This window comes from Vibrio pomeroyi, from assembly GCF_024347595.1.
GTDB classification, from domain to species: Bacteria; Pseudomonadota; Gammaproteobacteria; order Enterobacterales; family Vibrionaceae; genus Vibrio; species Vibrio pomeroyi.
In genome coordinates, this window is the sequence record NZ_AP025507.1 from 1,102,974 (window position 1) to 1,123,889 (window position 20,916).

General features: G+C 44.5%; 22 protein-coding genes. 11 read left to right on the plus strand and 11 right to left on the minus strand.

Features of this window, described 5'->3' with window-relative positions:
- Positions 1 to 102: 102 nt before the first annotated feature.
- Entirely contained in the window at positions 103 to 2,130 is a 2,028-nt protein-coding gene (locus OCV12_RS20990; RefSeq protein WP_261886023.1) for a PhoX family protein, read from the minus strand.
- Positions 2,131 to 2,384: 254 nt separating this feature from the next.
- On the opposite strand from OCV12_RS20990, the gene OCV12_RS20995 reads away from it, so the two are divergent.
- The 5 genes from OCV12_RS20995 (at position 2,385) to OCV12_RS21015 (ending at position 6,716) form a co-directional block, all read left to right on the plus strand.
- The gene (locus OCV12_RS20995) at positions 2,385 to 2,726 is read left to right on the plus strand and encodes a YggL 50S ribosome-binding family protein (protein WP_008219317.1); all 342 of its coding nucleotides are present in this window, start codon (positions 2,385 to 2,387) and stop codon (positions 2,724 to 2,726) included.
- Positions 2,727 to 3,110: 384 nt separating this feature from the next.
- Positions 3,111 to 3,794, plus strand: a complete 684-nt coding sequence (locus OCV12_RS21000) for a spondin domain-containing protein (protein ID WP_261886024.1) — start codon at positions 3,111 to 3,113, stop codon at positions 3,792 to 3,794.
- 9 nt (positions 3,795 to 3,803) lie between these two features.
- Positions 3,804 to 4,484 carry a spondin domain-containing protein gene (locus OCV12_RS21005; RefSeq protein WP_261886025.1) on the plus strand — a complete coding sequence of 227 codons (681 nt, stop codon included), beginning with the start codon at positions 3,804 to 3,806 and terminating at the stop codon, positions 4,482 to 4,484.
- Positions 4,485 to 4,565: 81 nt separating this feature from the next.
- Positions 4,566 to 5,297: a response regulator transcription factor gene (locus tag OCV12_RS21010; RefSeq protein WP_261886026.1), complete on the plus strand. Its 732-nt coding sequence runs from the start codon at positions 4,566 to 4,568 to the stop codon at positions 5,295 to 5,297.
- A 45-nt stretch (positions 5,298 to 5,342) separates the two neighbouring features.
- On the plus strand, positions 5,343 to 6,716 hold the full coding sequence (locus OCV12_RS21015) for a sensor histidine kinase (RefSeq protein WP_261886027.1): 1,374 nt from the start codon (positions 5,343 to 5,345) through the stop codon (positions 6,714 to 6,716).
- 65 nt (positions 6,717 to 6,781) lie between these two features.
- On the opposite strand, the gene OCV12_RS21020 is transcribed toward OCV12_RS21015, so the two are convergent.
- A complete protein-coding gene (locus tag OCV12_RS21020) occupies positions 6,782 to 7,246 on the minus strand; it encodes a hypothetical protein (RefSeq protein WP_008219313.1) in 465 nt (154 codons plus the stop codon).
- A gap of 146 nt (positions 7,247 to 7,392) precedes the next feature.
- Complete coding sequence (locus tag OCV12_RS21025) at positions 7,393 to 8,322, minus strand: DMT family transporter (protein ID WP_261886028.1); 930 nt, start codon at positions 8,320 to 8,322, stop codon at positions 7,393 to 7,395.
- Between the two features lie 149 nt (positions 8,323 to 8,471).
- Here OCV12_RS21025 and OCV12_RS21030 point away from each other — a divergent pair, with 149 nt between their 5' ends.
- Positions 8,472 to 8,930 carry an Lrp/AsnC family transcriptional regulator gene (locus tag OCV12_RS21030; protein ID WP_132969305.1) on the plus strand — a complete coding sequence of 153 codons (459 nt, stop codon included), beginning with the start codon at positions 8,472 to 8,474 and terminating at the stop codon, positions 8,928 to 8,930.
- A 170-nt stretch (positions 8,931 to 9,100) separates the two neighbouring features.
- Here OCV12_RS21030 and OCV12_RS21035 read toward each other — a convergent pair whose 3' ends face one another.
- Positions 9,101 to 9,343, minus strand: coding sequence for a hypothetical protein (locus tag OCV12_RS21035; RefSeq protein WP_146490726.1), 243 nt, complete (start codon positions 9,341 to 9,343; stop codon positions 9,101 to 9,103).
- A 270-nt stretch (positions 9,344 to 9,613) separates the two neighbouring features.
- On the minus strand, positions 9,614 to 10,189 hold the full coding sequence (locus OCV12_RS21040) for a hypothetical protein (protein ID WP_261886029.1): 576 nt from the start codon (positions 10,187 to 10,189) through the stop codon (positions 9,614 to 9,616).
- Positions 10,190 to 10,285: 96 nt separating this feature from the next.
- Between OCV12_RS21040 and OCV12_RS21045 the strand changes: the two genes are divergently transcribed.
- The 5 genes from OCV12_RS21045 to phaC all read left to right on the plus strand — a co-directional run bounded on the left by OCV12_RS21045 (position 10,286) and on the right by phaC (position 15,901).
- A complete protein-coding gene (locus tag OCV12_RS21045) occupies positions 10,286 to 10,966 on the plus strand; it encodes an SH3 domain-containing protein (protein WP_261886030.1) in 681 nt (226 codons plus the stop codon).
- A 585-nt stretch (positions 10,967 to 11,551) separates the two neighbouring features.
- Positions 11,552 to 12,292: an SDR family oxidoreductase gene (locus tag OCV12_RS21050; protein ID WP_239846429.1), complete on the plus strand. Its 741-nt coding sequence runs from the start codon at positions 11,552 to 11,554 to the stop codon at positions 12,290 to 12,292.
- A 26-nt stretch (positions 12,293 to 12,318) separates the two neighbouring features.
- The gene (locus OCV12_RS21055; protein ID WP_261887117.1) at positions 12,319 to 13,530 is read left to right on the plus strand and encodes an acetyl-CoA C-acetyltransferase; all 1,212 of its coding nucleotides are present in this window, start codon (positions 12,319 to 12,321) and stop codon (positions 13,528 to 13,530) included.
- Positions 13,531 to 13,651: 121 nt separating this feature from the next.
- Positions 13,652 to 13,999 (plus strand): phasin family protein, encoded by a 348-nt coding sequence (locus tag OCV12_RS21060; RefSeq protein WP_132764780.1) that lies wholly within the window; start codon positions 13,652 to 13,654, stop codon positions 13,997 to 13,999.
- Positions 14,000 to 14,074: 75 nt separating this feature from the next.
- Entirely contained in the window at positions 14,075 to 15,901 is a 1,827-nt protein-coding gene (gene phaC / locus OCV12_RS21065) for a class I poly(R)-hydroxyalkanoic acid synthase (RefSeq protein WP_261886031.1), read from the plus strand.
- Between the two features lie 175 nt (positions 15,902 to 16,076).
- Here the strand turns inward: phaC and OCV12_RS21070 are convergent, their stop codons facing one another.
- From OCV12_RS21070 to napF, 6 genes are all read right to left on the minus strand, one after another.
- Complete coding sequence (locus tag OCV12_RS21070) at positions 16,077 to 16,214, minus strand: TIGR02808 family protein (protein WP_010430103.1); 138 nt, start codon at positions 16,212 to 16,214, stop codon at positions 16,077 to 16,079.
- A gap of 11 nt (positions 16,215 to 16,225) precedes the next feature.
- Positions 16,226 to 16,807 carry a NapC/NirT family cytochrome c gene (locus tag OCV12_RS21075; protein WP_170964248.1) on the minus strand — a complete coding sequence of 194 codons (582 nt, stop codon included), beginning with the start codon at positions 16,805 to 16,807 and terminating at the stop codon, positions 16,226 to 16,228.
- A gap of 29 nt (positions 16,808 to 16,836) precedes the next feature.
- The gene (locus OCV12_RS21080) at positions 16,837 to 17,298 is read right to left on the minus strand and encodes a nitrate reductase cytochrome c-type subunit (protein WP_017062614.1); all 462 of its coding nucleotides are present in this window, start codon (positions 17,296 to 17,298) and stop codon (positions 16,837 to 16,839) included.
- A 110-nt stretch (positions 17,299 to 17,408) separates the two neighbouring features.
- Positions 17,409 to 19,898, minus strand: coding sequence for a periplasmic nitrate reductase subunit alpha (gene napA / locus OCV12_RS21085; RefSeq protein ID WP_017633043.1), 2,490 nt, complete (start codon positions 19,896 to 19,898; stop codon positions 17,409 to 17,411).
- Positions 19,895 to 20,200 carry a chaperone NapD gene (locus OCV12_RS21090; RefSeq protein WP_017058194.1) on the minus strand — a complete coding sequence of 102 codons (306 nt, stop codon included), beginning with the start codon at positions 20,198 to 20,200 and terminating at the stop codon, positions 19,895 to 19,897. Before OCV12_RS21090 ends, napA begins: the two co-directional genes overlap by 4 nt.
- A gap of 22 nt (positions 20,201 to 20,222) precedes the next feature.
- The gene (gene napF / locus OCV12_RS21095) at positions 20,223 to 20,702 is read right to left on the minus strand and encodes a ferredoxin-type protein NapF (RefSeq protein WP_239846434.1); all 480 of its coding nucleotides are present in this window, start codon (positions 20,700 to 20,702) and stop codon (positions 20,223 to 20,225) included.
- Positions 20,703 to 20,916: the final 214 nt, after the last annotated feature.

Here is a 20,916-nt window from a genome sequence, read left to right on the forward strand (position 1 = left end):
GAGCGATAGGGCATTTGGCCTTATCGCTCTTTTTGATTTTACTTAGCTAGCGAACAGAAACTAGATAACAGTAAGAATGCTGACCTTAGCTAGATTTGCTTATTAAACCGCGATTTCACCACCGTCTTCACGGCGAATCACAACGGTAGATGCTCTTGGGCGAACATTTCCTTGAGTTTGAGCCGTTGCATCGTCTGATGATGGCCAGTTTGCAGGGTGTTGAATGTTCACAAATAGTGATTTGAAGTCTGGACTGATGGTAAAGCCAGTCACTTCACAACCGTTTGGACCCACAAAGAAGCGCTTAAGTTGTGCTTGGTTGTTAGCATCAATTACCGCGCTGTTGCCTTTGTCATCCGTTAATTGAGATGGAACAACAGCCAGCATTTGGTCATTGGTGTAGCCCGTTACTTCGTCTGCGCCGTTATCAGTTTGAATCCACAGGATGCCACGAGCATCAAACGCTAAGCCGTCAGGGCTCGCGAACTGGTTCATGTCTGTTAGACCTGAACGGTTGATAGACTTGTCTTCCACTGCTGGAGAGCCGAATACAAAGATATCCCAATCGAATTCGCCTGCCGATTTGCCTTCATCCCAACGGATAACATGACCAAACTTGTTGTTTACACGAGGGTTCGCTGAATTCGCTTCTTTGCGCTTATCGTTGTTCGTTAGCGTTAGGTAAGCCGTCCCTGTCATTGGGTCAACAGAGCACCATTCGGGGCGATCCATAGGGGTTGCGCCTACAAGGTCGGCTGCGCCTGCGGTATTAACGATAAGTGCCGCTTGAGAGTCAAACGTATCACCTAGCTTGCCACCGTTGGTGGTTTTGCTGCTTAGTGTTAGCGGTAACCATGCACCCGAACCATCGTCGTTGAATTTAGCAACGTAAAGCGTGCCTTTGTCCATGTACTTGTCGCCCGCACCTAGTCGGTTGCTTGGCTCAGCGTCACGCGGGTCCCAATTTGCTTCAGAAACAAATTTGTACAGGTATTCGAAACGAGAATCGTGGCCAGAGTAGAATACGATCGGCTCGCCTTCAGTTAACTTACCAAATGTACAACCTTCATGACGGAAACAACCTAGAGCAGATCGTTTCTTCGCGCGAGAGTTTGCTGTGTATGGGTCGATCTCGACAATGTAGCCGTGACCGTGTGCTTCGTTACGGTAATCGTCCATTGGAGAATCAGCGGTTGGTGTTACGTCAAAGCGTGCAAACTCATCCAAGCGTTCTTGTTTGTCACCAGAAAGCGTGTCCCAACCGTAGCGTGTTTTGTCAGTAGCGATGCCGATACGTTCTTGAGCTTGTGTCGTTGTCCCTTTATTGACGAAGTAACCTGGCCAGTTCTCTTCACAAGTTAGGTAAGTGCCCCAAGGAGTGTAGCCGTTGCCACAGTTATTCAATGTGCCACGAGCTTGGCTGCCGTCTTGTGAGAATTTGGTTTTGGTAAACTCACTGTGAGCGACAGGGCCAGAAAGATCCATTACGGTCGCGCCTGTGTAGCGGCGGTTAAGCGGATCGTTGTCGACCATTACCCATTGGTTGCCTTCAAGCTTAACGCGAACCACACTCACGCCGTGCGCATTGATCTCTTTGCGTACTTCATCAATGTTAGGACGGGCGCCTTCATTGTATGTCGGGCCATTAGCGTGCAGGGCTTTTTGGTCAATGTATTCGTGGTTGATCACCAACAAACCATCATTGCTGTTGCCATCAAGCGGGAAGAAGTGCATGCCATCGTGGTGCATTCCCAGTGCATTAGCTTGGTCTTGTGCGTTGTTTGTACCGTCTTTTAACCAAGCATTACCTTGCTTGTTAAGTGGCGTACCCCAAGGAACGAGAACTTGTGCTGTGTAGCCTTTCGGTACGACAACACTGTCAGTCAATGAGCCTTTAACCGATTCAAATGCTAGCGTTGCGGTGCTTTTCTGTACGCCTGTTGCTTGCATTGTTGCGGCGTTAGCTGTGCTGTGACCCGCTAAACCAAACGCGCCAAAAGCGGTCATTGCACTGATGCCTAAACCGCCTTTTAATACGTTTCTTCTTGAAAGGTTTGCATCTAGAACTTCTTCGAAGGGTTTGTTTTTACTCTTGTTAAAACGAGTACTATCAAATGTTTCCTTGCTCATCGCGACTGCTTCCTATTGGCTGACTTTATTATTCGTTATTTATGACTTACCCGTGTACTAACTAATTGGTTAATAAGTTGGGTAAATGTGTGACCAATCGTGAAGCAGTTAAGTGACAGATTTTTATAGTTTTTATTAAGCTTTTGTTTCTGTAGCACGATTTTTGCCATAACACTTCTCATGCAAGACAAAACACTTGGGGATTGGGTTAGAACTGTGTATAAATGCTTAATCAAATGAAAAGAGAGACAGTTATGAAATTAGATAAAATCGAAAACAAAAATCGTCGCCTACGCAAAAAGCTATACCTAGGTGAATTCGCGATTCTGGGTTTTGAAGTAAGCTGCAAGACATCGATTGCTGATTTTGACCAATACGATGTGTTCATTGACGAGTTCATCGATTTCATCGACAGCATCGGCCTATGCTTTGGTGGCGGTGGCCTAGAGCTGTTTGAAGGTTTCTTATGTTCTATCGAGCGTTACCGTTCAGTAACTGAAGCAGAACAACTGCAAGTTGCACAGTGGCTTGAAGCGCGTGCTGAAGTAACGAAAGTTGAAGTAAGCGAGCTTATTGACGCAAACTACGCGTTCTAAATTGATGTTGTACTGTTAGCTTTTCTAAGAGGCCTATACGGCTTTTAGAACGAGCAACAATACACAAAAACAGAGGCCGAATCGGTATATCGATTCGGCCTTTTTGCGTTTTATTCCTTTGTTATTCTATTTTTAACGTTTCCCTCTTGTTGTGTGAATCGACTAATTTAACTTAAATATCAGCGCTCTATGGCTACTTATCTGGGCTGTAATAAGTTTGGATAAACTTGTGAGACTTTTATGAGAATTCAATGAAGTTGCTGATAGATTTGATCGCCATTCTTAGAGTCAACAACACCACAGTTCGTGGCTGACTAGATAACACGTATTTCGATGTTATTGATTCACCGGTCACGAAAGGACTCGATAAAGGATGGAATCAAAATGAATAAACGTACTCAAATCAGCTTAATGATCGGCTCAGCGATGTTCGCTTTTGGGACTGCTCAAGCTCAGGCAGCGCAGCTTGAGGTGACAGTGACTAATGCGACGAAAGGAATCTACTTTACGCCAATCTTGGCAGCGGCTCATGATTCAAGCTTGTTCATGTTTAGAACGGGGGAGGCAGCTTCTGCTGAGTTGGAATCCATGGCGGAAGGTGGAGATATCTCGGGCTTATCTGGTGTCATCGCCAATGCCGGTGGTGTCGTCGTTGAAAACCCTGCTAGCGGTATTCTTGACCCAGGTGTCGCGACCACATTCGATATTGATACTGGAGATCTGGCTTACTTGTCGCTCGGCGCGATGTTGTTGCCAACCAATGATGGTTTTGTTGGATTAGACAGTTGGAAGATCCCAACTCAAGCAGGTACCTATAAAGCCACACTGAATGGTTATGATGCAGGGACTGAAGCCAATGATGAGTTGGCTGCTAGCATGCCAAATCCTCCCTTTATTACCTTTGGTGCTGGTGGTACAGGTGTAGAGACTGCCGTGTCTAACGCTAAGGTTCATATTCATCCGGGCAACATTGGTGATAGTGATGCTGCGGGTGGAATTAGTGACCTTGACAGCAGTAGCCATCGCTGGTTAAACCCTGTGGCAACCATCACGATCGTCGTTAAGTAAGGGGGATGTATGAAAGCTAGAATTTTATTTATCGCTGCTTCTGTCGCCGTGTTAGCCGGTTGTCCTGATGATGACGATGATTACTACCGTTACGATGTGAGCGTTACTAACCTCACTCCCAACCAACCCATGTCGCCACTTGCAGTGCTGACGCACAACACCAGTTTTGAGCTGTTTGAGATCGGCCAAAGTGCTTCCGTTGACCTTGAATACTTAGCTGAAGGTGGTAGTAATGCTGAACTCATCGCACTCAGCAACAGCGACGCTAATGTTTATCAAGGCATCTCAGGAAATGGGCTGATTCTTTCCGGAGAACAAGACACGGTGTCTATTCGTGTCGACCCAAACCAAGAAGGGTATATCTCTGTTGCTTCAATGTTGGTGAACACCAATGATGCGTTTGTTGGTGAATCTGGTTTATCGCTCCAATCGTTAGCGGTGGGTGACACGTTCACGATGAATATGAACGTGTGGGACTCAGGAACGGAACTCAACGACGAGCTTGCTGCAACCATCCCAGGGCCTGCTGGCGGTGGGGAGGGCTTTAACAGTGATAGAAACGATACCGATGTCGTCAGCTTCCACTCTGGAGTCATCAGTCAAGATGATGGTCTTGCGACCTCCGCATTAAGTGGCAATCATCGATTCCTTAATCCCGGTGCGCGAATCACGATTACTCGCACAGAGTAACTGGTTGAACACACGATGAAAGAATTCCTGCTCTGTTCCGGTCAATTGAAAGGTGGGCAGACTCCGAATAGAGCAGGGATAATGAACAGTGCTGCGGTAAATTTGATGGCAAACATATTGTTGGTTGAAGACGATGATGACTTGGCTGAGCTGGTGCAGATGCACCTTAAGTTCCAAGGGCATGATGTTGTAAGAACCAACTCAATTGAAAAGGCTCAAGCGCTATATCAGGGAAGCCAGTTTGATTTGATCGTGCTTGATCGAGGCTTGCCTGATGGCGATGGTCTCGATTTCTGTCGATTGTTACGTCAGCAAGAAGACTGGACGCCTGTGCTAATGCTCACTGCAAGAGATACTGAGCTCGATAAGGTGTCTGGCTTAGAAGCTGGGGTTGATGATTACATCACCAAGCCTTTCAGCGTTCTTGAGTTTCAAGCTCGAGTAAGGAACGTACTGCGCCGCTTAAGTCACTCTGAAGCAACAGTGAAAGATCCGCAATCAACCGAACTCGTAATGAGTTTTGGCGGGCTTACCATCCAACCTGAGCGTCATCAGGTTTCATTGAATAATCAAGATGTCCCACTGACAGCAACCGAGTTTACGTTACTTCACTTTTTAGCCACCCGACCGGGGCGCGTCTATAGCAAAGACGAACTGCTCAACCACGTTTGGAATACCGACCATTCTGGGTATCACCACACGGTGTGTAGCACGGTTAACCGATTGAGAACAAAGTTGGCCATGCCGAATAGCGACGATGACTTCATCAAAACCGTTTGGGGTGTGGGCTATAAGTTCGAATCGAAAGTTTAGGGCTATGTGTCGCGTCCTAAGCTTAAGAGCCATTGAGGAGAGAACATGAGTTTCAAATCGCGTTTAGTGCTATTTACCAGTTTGTGGTTTCTGCTCGTGAGTGTGGTTATCGCCTATACCTATCATTGGCAAAAAGAGACCATAGAACAGAGAACCAAACAGAGCTTACACAAAGAGCTCGCGGTTCACATGCGCGATGATAACCCGCTAATGATTGGGACTGACTACAACCCCAAAGCCCTTAAGTCCATATTTCACACCTTGATGTTGATTGGTCCCGATTTCGACATCTACTTTCTAGACAGTCAGGGAAATATCACGACACACGCTGCCCCAGAAGGCACTGTGTTGGCAAACAAGATAGACTTAGCACCCATTAAACAATTCTTAAATGACGAGCCTTATCCGATTCTAGGCGAAGACCCGATCAATCCTGAATCTCGTAAGGTATTTTCCGTTGCTGCGATTGAAGAGTTGGGTTCAACCGTGGGGTACCTGTATGTGTTGATTGGCAGTAACCGCCATACTGTGATTGCCAATTCACAAGTCGATACACCTTATATGGCGCTAGCCGGGCTTATGCTTATCTCTATTTTAGGTTTTGCGATTGGGGCGTATCTGCTCGTGAAACGTAGCCTGTTGAACCCTATCGAAGACGTCACCAACAAACTACAGCAGCAAGCAGAACAAGATTTCCGCCTTGACCCTAACTTCATTCATCAAGTACCAGAATTAGTGCCGATTGCTCGCTCTTATCAGTTGATGGCGAAACACATTCAACAGCAATTCTTGCAGCTTGAGTATCAGTCTTCGCATCGTAGACAAAGTTTATTGCAACTGAGCCATGATTTGAAAACACCATTGTCGAGTGTGTTGGGTTACTTAGAAACGTGGAAGATCCAAAATCCACACTCGGATCCATTAATAGACGTGGCTTACCGCAATGGCAATAAACTGTCTGAACAACTTCACTCATTACTTGATAGTGCCAAACATGACAATCCTGTCCCTACCTATCAATATGCATCGATAGATTTGAATGGGTTGCTTAGCGAGTGCTTAGAAACGATTCAAAGTCAGTACCGCCACAAAGATGTCGAACTTAAGGTGGACATGCCTGATGGAGTAAAAGCAGCTGGTGACAGTGACTTGCTTGAAAGGTTGATTTTGAACTTATTAGATAATGCGTTGAGGCATAGCCCGAGTGGCACAGCAGTTTCACTGAGTGTTGATTTAGAACCGGATTCGAAGCGAGTGAGAGTCGTAATTCACAATGAGGTAGAGCAAGAAGCACCGAATGGTTCGTTGGGAATAGGAACCAAGATCGCTCAGTCGATACTGATGTTGCATCACAGTGTGCTAGAAACAACAAAGGCAGAGAACTCATTTCAGCAAAGCTTTTACTTGCCTTCGATATAGTTCTTTCTGCCTTTGATATTCGCTGAACTGTTTTTGAATTGCAGCCAGCCAAAGATTAAGCGAGGTTACGCGTCTTTCTTCTCTTCGTTGCCTTCATTTACTTTTGCGTAGAAGTGAAGCAACTCCGTTAACTCTTTAACCCAACCGAATGCATCTTTAGGTGCGTTCTTTAAGATCTTCTCTACTTTCTCGCAGTGCACTTCAATCGCAATAGCTTCTTCAAGGTTGAAAGAGATTGAGTAGAAGTGCCAAAGCAGTAGGCGAGTCATACGCTCAATGTTCTGTTGTGAATTGTCCGACTCAGAAAACGCTAGGTTTACTTCGCCAAGTGCAATAGCCGTCATTCGTAGCATCGCATCGAATTTTGCCGACTGCATGCGTTCTTCGCTGGTCACTTCTTCTTGTTCGAACGTGAACAATTCTGTCATTGCGTCTTCAGGAACAAGGCGATGGATCATTCTTAAACTAAATTCTTCTAGTTCATGGCGAGGCATGGTGATTAAACAATTTAAGGTGTAGTCGCGTTGCATGGTGTTCTCTTGAATCTGCAAAAAGGTCGGACAGTTTAATGGAGAAGCGAGCTTAGAAAAAGCAGATTTTAGATAAGCCTACCTTTATAAGCTTATCTGGATGTTGCATACCTGAAAACTGGCGGAAATGGTGAATATTAAAAGTGCTACGCTTTGCTATGACTTGGTGGCTGATATTGCATGGATTGGTCGTTTCTCATGAAGATATTGCTCGCGACTAAGCTACCAATACAAATAGAACCAAGGGCAAGCCAAGTCATCGCATCTGGCACTTCGTTAAACAGTGGAATCGCCAATAGTGTCGCAACAGCAGGTGTCGCGCTTCCAAACGCAGCAGAACGCTCAGCCCCTAAGGTATTCACTGCATATAGGTAAGTGAATGCGGCAATTAAACCCGCTCCAACACCTTGGACCATTGAATGAATGGCAAGCTCTGTGAAAGGCCATTGAGCGATAGGGGTATCCATTAAGTGACTAGGTAGCGTTCTTGTCAGGATCAGAAGCACTAATAACAAAGTAGAGCAGAGAGCAATGAACCCAGCACTGACCAAAGCATCTAAGTTGGCAACACGAGCGGAGATAGTGAAGGTTGCCCACATCAAGCTACCGCACAGGAACAGTAAGTGACCTTTAGTGTATTCAAAATTGAAGCTACTTAAACTGCTCCCCAAGAACAACACAATACCAAGTAACACCAAAGCGAGACCAACAATTCGGTGGCGGCTAAGTGGTTGTTTGAAAAAGAGCACCGCAATCCCGGTTACAAACAGAGGAAGCGTGCCGGGCACTAAAGCACTGCCGTGGGAAACTGGGACAAACTGCATGGCCGTGCCTGCAACCAGCAGATAAGGCAGACCACTACCGACAAACATGCCTGCTAAGTAACGGTTAGGTACAGCTGTAATGGCACTACGCGCTTTCCACACCAAAGGTAACAGTACCAAGGCAGGAATAAGGAAGCGTGTCAGTGCGATGTCTGCAGGCGTTAAAGCTGAATTCGCACCGCCTTTAAGAGAAAGGAAAAAGCTCGCCCAGATGAGCAGAGTGACGGTAATTGATAGATAGCCAAGATTCATAATAAACAATGAAAGTGAATGATGACTCATTATGAGGGAGAGTTCATGCCTCAAGTTGGCAAGTTTCGTTCTAACTTACCCTGTCGTTGATGATTCCTGCTAATATTCTTTCAATTGCTAACGAATTTAACTAATGAATGGCTTTCACTATGGACAGAATTGATAGACATCTTCTCGAGTTGCTGCAAAAGGATGGTAGATTAACCACGGCTGAGTTAGCCGATGAAGTTGGCTTATCCCCGTCACCTTGCGCGAGACGTATCAAAAGGCTTGAAGAAAAAGGTATTATCGATGGTTACCGCGTGAGCTTATCTCGAGAAAAGGTGGGTGTGGCGATGAGTGTGTTTGTCGAAGTGAGCCTAAACAATCACCAAGAAGTGTCGATCGATAAGTTCGAAGGCGCGATTGTCGAGATGGAGGAGGTGATCAGCTGCCATGTAGTGTCTGGCGCTTATGATTATCTGTTAGAAGTCGTCAGTCCGAATCTAATGGCCTATGAAGCGTTTACCAGAAAGCTTCAACGTCTCTCTAATGTTAAAGATATCCATACTCATCTCGCGATAAGACAAGTGAAAGGGAACGCGCCGCTTCCTGTTTATACCGAGTAAGCAGAAGGAAAGGATGAGTGTTATCGAGTAGAGTGAGCTGAAAACGAAATGGTTTGATCTTTGGATAACAATGCGAAGATGACCAAAGATCTTTCACAAGATGCCAAACTCACGGCAATAAAAAACGGAGCACCTCGTGAAAGGTACTCCGTATATGATAGGTGCAAAACTTAGTGATACTTAAAGTGAGAGATTGAACAATCCCCAGTTTGTGCATTAATTCTGAATGAAAAAGCATGTGAATGGTAATCCACACCATCATTCCAAATTGTTTCTCCAAATATCTTACATAGCTCTAGCTCACTTACTGAACCGAACTCTTCCATGTGTTTAGCTACAGATAAAAGTTTACCTCTTATCTCTGCAGTCCATTCCGTGTTACTCAAGCAGTTGAAAGCCATAGTTTTTTGCATATTACCTAGCCAAAATGTTTCTTGTTATTAAGTTATATGAAGATTCATGATAACAATTTTCTGGCGTTTGTAAATCTATTTTGTGATGAATATCTCACATACTCGCTTGCATTGATTGGAAATTGAACTTTATTGTTGATAGTTAGCACATTAGTTTCACAACTTATTGATAAAGCTTTGATTAACGATTTAGGGGAGTGTTTTGGTTAGAACGCTAGTTCGTTATCACAATAAATCCAGTCGCAAAGCAGTGAAAGTCGGGTTTGGATTTTAGTCTGGTACATCGTTTTGGGTGGACTTTGAGTGGCGCGCTTCATCTATCATAGTGGCTTCTTGACGATACTTTGATGACAGCTGGCGGAATTTTTCGCTGAGTGTATGGAGATCTTGAGAAAGTGACTGTGAGCTTGCCACATGCACCTGTGCGCTTTCTGATTGGCGTGGAAGCTTGGCCTTTGTGCAGTGCTTAGCGACAGCCTGCCATGAACGAGTGAGCGACTGAGCCCCCTCAAGTTCTGTAGATACAACGTATGCCTGCTTGAGCAAAACCTCAGACACATCATAAGCGGTATTCATGTGGCTTTTGAGCTGCACATTAAACCTTTCTTCGTACTTTGCCCAAAGCTCAATGATCTGTGTTTCGGTGAAATGTTTAGAGAGTAGGATTTGGGAGTTATAGGTGGAGAGAACTTGGTTAAATTCTTTGGTGTATTGATTGTAACGCCCTTCAAATGCCAATTGGCGATCCAACAGTATTTGCCAGTTTTCACGATCACAATGGCTTGCGAACGTGAGATTAGCACTTAAAGGTACACTCACAATTATAACCTTCACCCAAAAACGCATGACTTTCCTCTACTTACCTTGTTCTCATTAGAGAGTATAGATGAGTGACAGCATGAGTTGATGTACACTTGAACCATACCTAAAACGGAAGAGCTGGTGGATTTGATGAAAAAAGCGCTGATCGCTTTACTTGTGTTGTTAGTACTAGGTGGAGGAGGAGCTGCGTATTACTTCTTCGTTATGAAAGAAGACCCAACACCACCAGAAAAAATTGAAGAGCCCGTTACAGAAGTAGTTCCACAGTCTGATGTAGACTTAGAACCGATCATGGAACTTAAACCTGAGCCAGAACAAACTGAGTTTTACGTTCAAGATAGAAAACTAGAAGTGGTAGAGCAGCCAGAAGTTGATGGCTTGATAACCGATTATCTCTATAAAGGTGAAAAAGTCGAAGTATTAGAGAAGCAGGGGGAATGGGCTCGCATCTCAGATTACATCGTCTTAAAAGAAGGGGGCCCACAGACTGCTGAATGGGTTTCGATGTCGGGCTTATCTAACGACGAAGTGATTATTTCTGAGAAAGAAAATAAAGAGATATTGGATTCTTACTTGGTTAAATCCGATGACCTTAAGATCCATCAAGAGAAGTTTCGTAATACGGTCGCGAAGCTGATCTCTGAAGGCGAATGTGCCCCAAGTGATTTCGAAGAATTAGGCGGTTGGGTTAAATCGGTGAAGTACAGTGACCGAGATGTCTATTTTATCTATTGCGGTGGTTTATCTCTTGAAAATAAAATTTATTTGGATGTAAATACAAATGAAATATTTACTAAGTAAGATCCACTCCGTTATTAATATTAGATGTATTAATAGCGATTAACCTTTCTATTTATTGATTTAGACCGAAAGCCTACTCTCTGTGAGAGTGGGCTTTTTATTGCCCATTTGTTTTTATCATCCTAATCAAACGGTTAGTTACTATGAATTTAAGCATTGAATTATATTGAACTCGATATAGGTTAGCTTCGATAGATTTATTAATAAGAAATAATGGTCTGATTATTATTTGCACCGTCAATTGTTTAATTTTTCAATGTTGCATTATTCTTGAAATAAGTTAAAGGACATTATTTTATTTAATGTAAACAATGGCTTATCGACTTGGTGATATAATTGAAATTAAATAAATCTACATAATATCAGCGAGTTACCGCTATTTACATGCTCATAACATTTCATGGGTTTTGAGATGCAAGTCAAGTTTTGAGTCATAACATCAAAATATTTTGTATTTGTAATAATACTTTTTGATTTTGAGATGTAGGGTTTAATTAAAGCAAAACGTAAAGTTTAATTATCAAATAAGACATTATCTTATTAACACCATTGTTATTTAATTGCTTGTAAGGGATGGAACCATTAATGAAAAAGCTTGCTTTAATTACAGGGTCAAAAGGCGGTATCGGATCAGCAATATCTTCGAAATTAGTCGCGGATGGATATCGTGTGATCGCGACCTATTTTACTGGGAATTATCAATGTGCATTAGATTGGTTTAATGAAAAACAATTCACTGAAGATCAAGTGAGACTGTTTGAATTAGATGTAACTAACACCGCTGAATGTGCACTGAGCTTAAGCAAGTTGTTGGAAGAAGAAGGCACGGTTGATGTGTTGGTAAACAATGCAGGCATTACGCGTGACAGCGTCTTTAAAAAGATGGACGCGGAAGCATGGAAAGAGGTGATTGAGACTAACCTCAACAGTCTTTTCAATGTAACACAGCCTCTGTTTGCGCCTATGTGCGAAAAGGGCAACTGCCGAGTCATCAATATTTCTTCAGTGAACGCTCTTAAAGGTCAATTCGGGCAAACTAATTACTCGGCGGCTAAAGCGGGAATGATTGGTTTCTCTAAAGCGTTAGCTGCAGAAGGCGCTCGTAGCGGCGTAACAGTGAACGTGATTGCCCCTGGCTACACAGCAACACCTATGGTTGAGCAAATGAAGCCTGAAGTCCTTGATTCAATCAAGAACCAAATCCCAATGAAGCGCTTGGCTACACCTGTTGAGATTGCAGATGCAGTGGGCTTTTTAGCGAGTGATTCCGGTGCGTACATTACAGGCGAGACTCTGTCTGTGAATGGCGGCTTGTACATGCACTAATCGGTGAACTTCAAGGGAATGGAATGATGGAAAAAGTATTTATTGTTGCAGCAAAGCGCACACCTATTGGGGCGTTTACAGGTTCGCTAAAGAACGTGTCAGCAGGCGAATTAGCTGGGGTCGCGATTAAAGGTGCACTAGAAGCTGCAGACCTTCCGCTAGATGCGGTTGATGAAGTGATCGTCGGGAACGTGATTTCTGCAGGTCAAGGCATGGGCGTAGCGCGTCAAGCTTCAATCTACGCAGGGCTTGCAGAAGAAACGCCAGCGTACGGCGTCAACATGATTTGTGGCAGTGGCATGAAGTCAGTCATGGACGCTGCGGCACACATTAAGGCGCAAGACGCTGAAGTGGTGGTTGCTGCTGGTGTTGAAGTGATGTCTCAAATCCCTTTTGTGGTTCCGCCAAGTATTCGTAACGGACACAAGATGGGCGACATTTCGATGAAAGATCTGTTGGTAGGTGATGGTTTAACGGATGCGTTTAACAATTACCACATGGGCATGACGGCTGAAAACATCGCGAATGCATTGAACATTTCACGACTTGCTCAAGATAACTATGCGTTAGAGAGCCAACAGAAAGCGGTCGCGGCTATAGAAGCTGGCAAATTCACAGAGCAAATCGTGCCCGTTGAAGTGAAGCAACGCAGACAGACTGTCACTTTTGATACTGATGAGTATCCGAAATCTGACGCAACATTCGAAGGCCTACAAAAGCTTCGTCCGGCATTCGACCGTGAAGGAACCGTAACGGCGGGCAACGCTTCGGGTATCAATGACGGCGCGAGCGCAATTATCTTGGCATCAGAGAGTGCAGTCGCGAAATACGGACTAACACCACTGGTTGAACTAAGCAGCTATGCACAATCCGGCTTAGACCCAAAAATTATGGGCTTAGGTCCTGTGGAAGCGGTATCGAAAGCGCTCGACAAAGCTGAACTAACGCTCGAAGAGATCGATTTATTCGAACTGAATGAAGCCTTTGCAGCACAAGCGCTTGGTGTGATGTATCAGCTTTCTGAGCAGCACGACCTGCCTCTAGAAGCATTTAAACCTAAGGTCAATGTGAATGGTGGAGCGATCGCGCTAGGCCATCCTCTAGGAGCTTCAGGCAATCGAATCATTGTTTCACTTATCCATGAGATGCTCGAACTAAAGACAACTTATGGTGTTGCTTCACTCTGTGTGGGTGGAGGAATGGGAACCGCTGTTTTGCTTAAAGGTATTGAAGGCTAAGCCCGACTTGCCTATGGCAGCTTAACAATTTATCGAAGTCGCTTATCTCACTGGTGAGCCTTCGTAGAAAGACATTACCTAAACTTGTATTACTAAACTATGTATTCATCAGGAGTTACTTATGTACACGGATATTTTCAAAACAATTACTGACCAAACTGAAAAGCAATTTGAACCGTACTTCAAGTTCAACAAGTTGGTTGCAAAGAACGTCCAAACAATGACGGAACTGCAAATGAATGCGATGCAGACTTACACGGACATGGGTCTTGCACAAATGAAAGCAGTAAGCGAAATCAAAGATGTAAACAGCCTAACTGCATTCAACAGCCAACAGCTAGCAGCGCTAACTCAACTGTCTCAACAGATGATGAGTGATAGCTCTAAGCTTCAAGCAGTGGCTAAAGAATTCAAAGAAGATGTTGAAACACTAACAACTGAAAACTTGAAAACAGTTACACCTGCATAAATTTAATCGCCATCGAGTTAGCGCAGTGTTTACTGTGAGGCTCGGTGGCGATTTTCCGATTATTGGAGTCATGTTATGTTTCAACACTTCTTTTCGGACTACCTTGTTAAACTTCAACAAACAAACCAGCAATGGTGGGATAACTTTGAACAAAACAAGGAAGCCGCGCAATCTCCCCTCAACCAAGCGATGCAAGAACTGAATTTTGATGACGCATCAAAAATCTTCGAGCAAGCCGCTAACCAACCTGCTGTTCTTCTTCAGTTACAATCCCAGTGGTGGGAACAACAACTCAAGATCTGGCAAAATGCCGCGCTGATGGGCAACACCGAGAGTGTGATAGCTGAAGATCATAGCGACAAGCGCTTTATTGACGAGGCGTGGAAAAACGACCCGTTCTACAGCTTTATTAAGCAATCCTATTTGTTGTTCAGCAAAAGCTACATCGATACTATCAACTCTATCGAAGGCATCGACGAGAAAACCAAAGAGCGAGTAGCGTTCTTTTCACGTCAGGCCATCAATGCTCTCTCTCCAAGCAACTTCATTGCGACTAACCCAGAGCTGATGAAACTGACGCTTGAGCGAAATGGCGAAAACCTGCTTGATGGGCTAGAGCAACTACAAGCAGACGTTGAAGCGAGTGCTGATATCCTAAAGATTCGTATGACCAACAATAACGCCTTCCGATTAGGTGTGGATGTTGCGAACACGGAAGGTGATGTTGTTTTTCAAAACGACCTGTTCGAGCTTATTCAATACTATCCAAAAACACCTCAGGTGAACGCGACGCCTTTGTTGATCGTTCCTCCGTTCATCAATAAGTACTACATTCTTGACCTTCGTGAAAAGAACTCGATGGTACGTTGGTTGCTTGAGCAAGGGCACAGTGTGTTCATGATGTCTTGGCGTAATCCGGGCGAGGCTCAGAAAGACCAAGAATTCGGTGACTATGTCACGGAAGGTGTAGTGAAAGCGGTCGCAGCGATTGAAGACATTACCGGTAAAGAGCAGATCAATGCAGCAGGTTACTGTATCGGTGGCACTGTATTGGCTTCTACGGTTGCTTACTACGCGGCGAAGCGCATGAAGAGGCGCATCAAAACCGCGACGTTCTTTACCACCTTGTTGGACTTCTCGCAGCCGGGTGAGGTTGGCGCGTATATCAACGAAACGATCATTAACGCGATTGAGAAACAGAACGACGCCAAAGGTTATATGGACGGTCGCTCACTGAGCGTGACGTTCAGTTTGCTTCGCGAAAACAGTCTGTACTGGAACTACTATATTGATAACTACCTAAAAGGCAGCAGCCCAATGGAGTTTGACCTATTGTATTGGAACAGTGATAGCACAAACGTGGCTGCCAAATGCCATAACTTCTTGTTGCGTGAGCTTTACCTTGAGAACAAACTCGTTCAAGACAAAGGCGTGAAAGTGGGCGGCGTGTGGATTGATTTGAATAAAATCAAAATACCGAGCTACTTCATATCAGCCAAAGAAGACCATATTGCCTTGTGGCAGGGGACTTACCGTGGTGCATTGAACACAGGTGGCAACAAAACCTTTGTGTTGGGTGAATCTGGTCATATTGCAGGTATTGTTAATCATCCAGACAAGAAGAAATATGGGTTCTGGTTGAATGACAATCTTGATGATTCTGCTGATGAGTGGCTATCAAACGCGAGCCATAATGAAGGTTCATGGTGGACACACTGGGATCAGTGGTTACAGGGCTTGGAGACTGACGAGAAAATCGAACCTTTCAATCAAGGTTCTGAGCTTAACCCTGTGATTGGCAAGGCACCAGGTAACTATGTAAAACAGGTGCTGCCGATTGTTGATCAAGAAGCGGTCGATAAAGAGCCTGCTGACACAGAAGCTCCGAAAAACGAAGCCTAGGTTTTGTTATATAAGGCTTTCTTTATATTAGCTGCGATGTCGCTTTACTAAGGTTTCATCATCCCCCGAGCAATAAACAGAAACGCCAGATAATAAAAAAGCCACTGAATTCAGTGGCTTTTTAGTGTCAACTTATCTCAAGCATAACTGGAAAAAGTTAACGCAATCTCGATTCTTAATCGATTTCTTTGTCTTTACCCATAGATAAAATCCAAAGAGATACGGCTGCAACACCTGCGAAGCCGCCCAGAATGATAACTGGCATAGCGCTGTAACCTAGGATGTGCCAAATTACGCTTTCTAAAGTACTCATTCAATCGCTCCTTATTGCCAGCCTTCAACGCCGTGCATGTCTGGTAGTTTGTGTGCAATACCTTTGTGACAGTCTACACACGTTTTCTCACCAGAAGCTAGCGCTGTCGAGTGCTGTTTCGCACTACGAGGGCTCTGCTCTGAGAAGTCCATGTAATCGAACTGGTGACAGTTACGACACTCAAGTGAATCGTTCTTTTTCAATCGAGCCCATTCGCGCTCTGCTAAGTGATGACGACGCTCTTTGAATTTCTCAGGCGTATCAATCGTCTTAGAAATAAAGTGCGCATATAGCTCTTTTGATGCTTGAACTTTACGAACGATTTTATCAGTCCACTCATGCGGTACGTGACAGTCTGAACAAATTGCACGAACGCCTGAACGGTTAGAATAGTGAATCGTTTCTTGGATCTCTTCAACAATAGGTGCGTGACAGCCAGAACAGAATTCTTCTGTGTTGGTTGCTTCCATACCCGTGTTAAATGCACCCCAGAACAAAAGACCGCCCGAGAAACCCAAGAATAAAACAACGCCTACCGCTGCTTTACTTGGTGTCGCGAGTCTTTTCCAAAACGCTTTAAGTAATTTTATCATGTATAGCCTCTCTTACAGTCCGGCTACGATTAACGCAGTGAATCTACAGGTTTGAACTCGTTCTCAACTAGTGGTTTTGCATTAGCTTGAGGAACGTGACACTGCAGACAGAAGTAACGACGAGGTGACACATCAGCAAGAACGGCGTCTTCACGGTTCATGTAGTGAGTTACACTCACCTTAGTTGCACCCATTTCTTTTGCATTTTTCCAGCTGTGGCAAGACAGACATTTGTTTGCGTTTAAAGAAACTTCGTAGCTACGAATTGTGTGAGGTACCAATGGTGGTTGGTATACGTAATCGCTCTCTAGTACTTGGTCGCGTGGGAACTTTTTAAAGTCGTCCGCTGCGCGAGTTGCTTCTAGTTCACTTGCACCACGTAGAGATTCTACGCCACCAATGCCGCCTGGGTTATCCAGCTCAGCTTCAGCTTGAACTGCACCAGCTAGTAAAAGACCAGCTGATAGTAGGGCAGTAATCAGTTTTTTCATGTTAATTTCTCCGCCTAAAGGCTAATTCTTTGAGAGGACTACTTTTTTCAAAACAGTGAAAAAAGTAGTCGCAATATTAGATACTTAAGATCGTCTCTCTAAGCCTAGGCTTAAGCGACTTTAGTGATCTTAACTGGACACTTCTTGTAGTCCGTCTGTTTAGACAGAGGATCCGTTGCATCCAAGATCAACTTGTTGATCAGAATTCTTGCATCAAAGAATGGTACGAATACCAAGCCTTGTGGTGGACGGTTACGGCCGCGAGTTTCAACACGCACACGAACTTCACCACGTTTGTTTTCGATAAGAACTTCATCACCACGGCGAAGACCACGAGCTTTAGCGTCAGCAGGGTGGATGTAGCAAAGTGCATCCGGTACTGCTTTGTAAAGTTCTGGTACACGACGAGTCATAGTACCTGTGTGCCAGTGCTCAAGAACACGACCTGTACATAGCCACATATCGTATTCATCGTTTGGTACTTCAGGTGGCGCCTCGTATGGAGCATTGATGATCAGTGCTTTACCATCTGGCTTACCGTAGAAGTCCCAATCAGAACCTTTCTTAGCGTATGGATCTGAACCTTCTTTAAAGCGCCATAGTGTCTCTTTACCGTCAACAACAGGCCAACGTAGGCCGCGTACTTTGTGGTAGCGATCGTATGGTGCTAAATCGTGACCGTGGCCGCGACCAAAGGCTGCGTATTCTTCGAATAGACCTTTTTGAACGTAGAAACCTTGTGCTTGTGCATCGTCGTTAAGCTCTTGAGCTTCAGACAGAGGGAATGCATCAACATTGCCGTTTTTGTAAAGCACGTCGTACATGGTTTTGCCACGGTACTCAGGCATTTTCGCAACCAGTTCTTCACCCCAAACTTCTTCAATAGTGAAGCGTTTAGAGAACTCCATGATTTGCCATAGGTCAGACTTAGCTTCACCTACCGTTTTCACTTGTTGGTACCATGCTTGTGTACGACGCTCAGCGTTACCGTAAGCACCTTCTTTCTCAATCCACATTGCTGTAGGAAGGATAAGGTCAGCCGCTTGAGCTGTTGCTGTTGGGTACGGGTCTGAACAAACAATGAAGTTATCTGGGTTACGGTAACCTGGCAGACGTTCAGTGTTGATGTTTGGACCAGCTTGCATGTTGTTGTTACACATTACCCAGTAAGCGTTGATCGTACCGTCTTTTAATGCACGGTCTTGAGCAACTGCGTGTTTACCAGGTTTTGCTGGGATAGTGCCTTCTGGAAGTTTCCAGATGTCTTCTGCAATCTTACGGTGTTTCGGGTTAGCAACCACCATATCTGCAGGTAGACGGTGAGAGAACGTACCTACTTCACGAGCTGTACCACACGCAGATGGTTGGCCAGTTAGTGAGAATGGGCTGTTACCTGGAGTAGAAATCTTACCTGTTAGAAGGTGGATGTTGTACACAAGGCTGTTCATCCATACACCACGAGTATGTTGGTTCATACCCATTGTCCATAGAGACATTACTTTGATGTTTGGATCGGCGTATTGCTTAGCCAGCTTGATAAGGTCATCTTGAGATACACCTGACATTTCAGACGCTTTCTCAACTGTGTACTCAGCAACAGATGCTTTGTAATCTTCGAAAGAGATAGCAGTCATTGCGCCTGAGTTAGGGTTTGCTGCTGCTTTCTGTAGAGGATCATCGTCACGAAGACCGTAACCGATGTCTGTTGTTGCTTGCTTGAAGTTCGTGTGTTTGTTCACGAAGTCCCAGTTAACTGCATCGTTTTGGATGATGTAGTTTGCGATGAAGTTTGCAATCGCAAGGTCAGACTGAGGGTTGAAGATGTAACCAGTGTCTGCAAGCTCAAAAGAACGGTGGTAGTAAGTAGACAGTACGTTTACTTGAACGTGTGGGTGGCTTAGACGACGGTCTGTAATACGAGTCCATAGTACTGGGTGCATTTCTGCCATGTTTGAACCCCACAGGACAAATGCGTCTGCGTGTTCAAAGTCATCGTAACAACCCATTGGCTCATCGATACCGAAGGTACGCATGAATGCACCTACCGCAGAAGCCATACAGTGACGAGCGTTTGGATCGATGTTGTTTGAACGGAAACCCGCTTTCATCATCTTAACGGCTGCGTAGCCTTCCATTACTGTCCACTGACCAGAACCGAACATACCAACACCTGTTGGACCGTTCTTCTTAAGAGATGCTTTCCATTTCTCAGCCATCACGTCGAACGCTTTGTCCCAAGATACTGGTGCGAAATCACCATCCTTGTGGAACTCGCCATCTTTCATACGAAGAAGAGGCTGTTCTAGACGGTCTTTGCCGTACATGATTTTTGAAAGGAAGTAGCCTTTGATACAGTTAAGGCCTTTGTTTACCGGTGCTTCTGGGTCGCCTTGAGTTGCAACCACTTTGCCGTTTTGAGTACCTACTAGTACCGAACAGCCCGTACCACAAAAACGACAAGGCGCTTTATCCCACGTGATTTTTGTTTGATCAGAGCTAGCAATCAGGTTGGTTGCTGTTGCCGGTAGTGTTACACCTGCAACGGCTGCCGCTGATGCAGCTGCGTTTGCTTTCACAAACGCACGTCTTGTCATTTTCATACTTCACCCTCAAGTTGAGAATTGTTGCTTCCAGTTTCTAAATCCGTTTCTTCTAGTCCAGTTTCGATTTGGTGATAAACCAAAGCTGTCCCTAAAACGTTCTTAATGTTGTTTATTGCTTCGATGGTGTCCGTTACAAAACCTTGGTTTTCGGTTTCTAGGACCACGATGATTTTGCCTTCAGGGCTATCTCCGTAGATCTCAGCGTTATCGAATTGCTCGATCTCTGCTTTGATCTCATTGAGATGCTCTGGGCTCACATGCACGACTAAACTTGATATATGCACTTCATTTAGTGCCATAAATTGCTCTCGTTATTTTTATTTATGCATTACTCACAAGAATAGCTGAAGTAGGGCAAACTGCTACGCAGGCTCCACAACCGCTACACTCATTTAACTCGATTTTTGGTAGAGCAACACTGCCTGCTCTAAGTTGAAATTGAATGGCCATAGGTTCACACATGTCACCACAGCTTCGGCATTCAACATTTTGTTGCGCTAAACACTTATCAGAAATACGTGCTTTTGCTTGCCAAGGCTCTCCTTGCTTTGGCGTAAAAATGGGTTCAGGACAAACGTCTGCGCATTGATAGCAGAACGTACATTCATCAATTGAGAAATCGACAGTAGGAAACCCACCATCGCCTACAATGATTATCTCAGTCTCACAACTCTCGATGCATTTACCGCAGCGAGTGCAGTCATCTGCAAAGCTTTCTAGGTTTTTAATCCAAGGCAAACGAATCTGGCTTGAATCAACTTTTCGTCTAGAAAATAGACGGCGTTTTGATAGATCTACCACTAGATACCCATAGATGTTGCTAAGATGTTGTAATTGTAGGTCATTATTCCATTAATATCTTGTAATTTGTCCTCACAAGTAGTGTAGTTTTAGAAACAATTGTATAAATACCCCCTTAGGGCTAATTGGGGGCATATGTTGTCTCAGATCAATAAATTACGAAGCGAGTGATCACATATTGAATGGAGCTATGATTTTTGATGTGTGACAATAC

What these genes read in the sequence shown, in the direction of transcription:
- OCV12_RS20990 (WP_261886023.1), bottom strand. Translation starts at nt 2,130, where the DNA reads ATGAGCAAGGAAACATTTGATAGTACTCGTTTTAACAAGAGTAAAAAC.
- OCV12_RS20995 (WP_008219317.1), top strand. Translation starts at nt 2,385, where the DNA reads ATGAAATTAGATAAAATCGAAAACAAAAATCGTCGCCTACGCAAAAAG.
- OCV12_RS21000 (WP_261886024.1), top strand. Translation starts at nt 3,111, where the DNA reads ATGAATAAACGTACTCAAATCAGCTTAATGATCGGCTCAGCGATGTTC.
- OCV12_RS21005 (WP_261886025.1), top strand. Translation starts at nt 3,804, where the DNA reads ATGAAAGCTAGAATTTTATTTATCGCTGCTTCTGTCGCCGTGTTAGCC.
- OCV12_RS21010 (WP_261886026.1), top strand. Translation starts at nt 4,566, where the DNA reads ATGAACAGTGCTGCGGTAAATTTGATGGCAAACATATTGTTGGTTGAA.
- OCV12_RS21015 (WP_261886027.1), top strand. Translation starts at nt 5,343, where the DNA reads ATGAGTTTCAAATCGCGTTTAGTGCTATTTACCAGTTTGTGGTTTCTG.
- OCV12_RS21020 (WP_008219313.1), bottom strand. Translation starts at nt 7,246, where the DNA reads ATGCAACGCGACTACACCTTAAATTGTTTAATCACCATGCCTCGCCAT.
- OCV12_RS21025 (WP_261886028.1), bottom strand. Translation starts at nt 8,322, where the DNA reads ATGAATCTTGGCTATCTATCAATTACCGTCACTCTGCTCATCTGGGCG.
- OCV12_RS21030 (WP_132969305.1), top strand. Translation starts at nt 8,472, where the DNA reads ATGGACAGAATTGATAGACATCTTCTCGAGTTGCTGCAAAAGGATGGT.
- OCV12_RS21035 (WP_146490726.1), bottom strand. Translation starts at nt 9,343, where the DNA reads ATGCAAAAAACTATGGCTTTCAACTGCTTGAGTAACACGGAATGGACT.
- OCV12_RS21040 (WP_261886029.1), bottom strand. Translation starts at nt 10,189, where the DNA reads ATGCGTTTTTGGGTGAAGGTTATAATTGTGAGTGTACCTTTAAGTGCT.
- OCV12_RS21050 (WP_239846429.1), top strand. Translation starts at nt 11,552, where the DNA reads ATGAAAAAGCTTGCTTTAATTACAGGGTCAAAAGGCGGTATCGGATCA.
- OCV12_RS21055 (WP_261887117.1), top strand. Translation starts at nt 12,319, where the DNA reads ATGGAAAAAGTATTTATTGTTGCAGCAAAGCGCACACCTATTGGGGCG.
- OCV12_RS21060 (WP_132764780.1), top strand. Translation starts at nt 13,652, where the DNA reads ATGTACACGGATATTTTCAAAACAATTACTGACCAAACTGAAAAGCAA.
- phaC (WP_261886031.1), top strand. Translation starts at nt 14,075, where the DNA reads ATGTTTCAACACTTCTTTTCGGACTACCTTGTTAAACTTCAACAAACA.
- OCV12_RS21070 (WP_010430103.1), bottom strand. Translation starts at nt 16,214, where the DNA reads ATGAGTACTTTAGAAAGCGTAATTTGGCACATCCTAGGTTACAGCGCT.
- OCV12_RS21075 (WP_170964248.1), bottom strand. Translation starts at nt 16,807, where the DNA reads ATGATAAAATTACTTAAAGCGTTTTGGAAAAGACTCGCGACACCAAGT.
- OCV12_RS21080 (WP_017062614.1), bottom strand. Translation starts at nt 17,298, where the DNA reads ATGAAAAAACTGATTACTGCCCTACTATCAGCTGGTCTTTTACTAGCT.
- napA (WP_017633043.1), bottom strand. Translation starts at nt 19,898, where the DNA reads ATGAAAATGACAAGACGTGCGTTTGTGAAAGCAAACGCAGCTGCATCA.
- OCV12_RS21090 (WP_017058194.1), bottom strand. Translation starts at nt 20,200, where the DNA reads ATGGCACTAAATGAAGTGCATATATCAAGTTTAGTCGTGCATGTGAGC.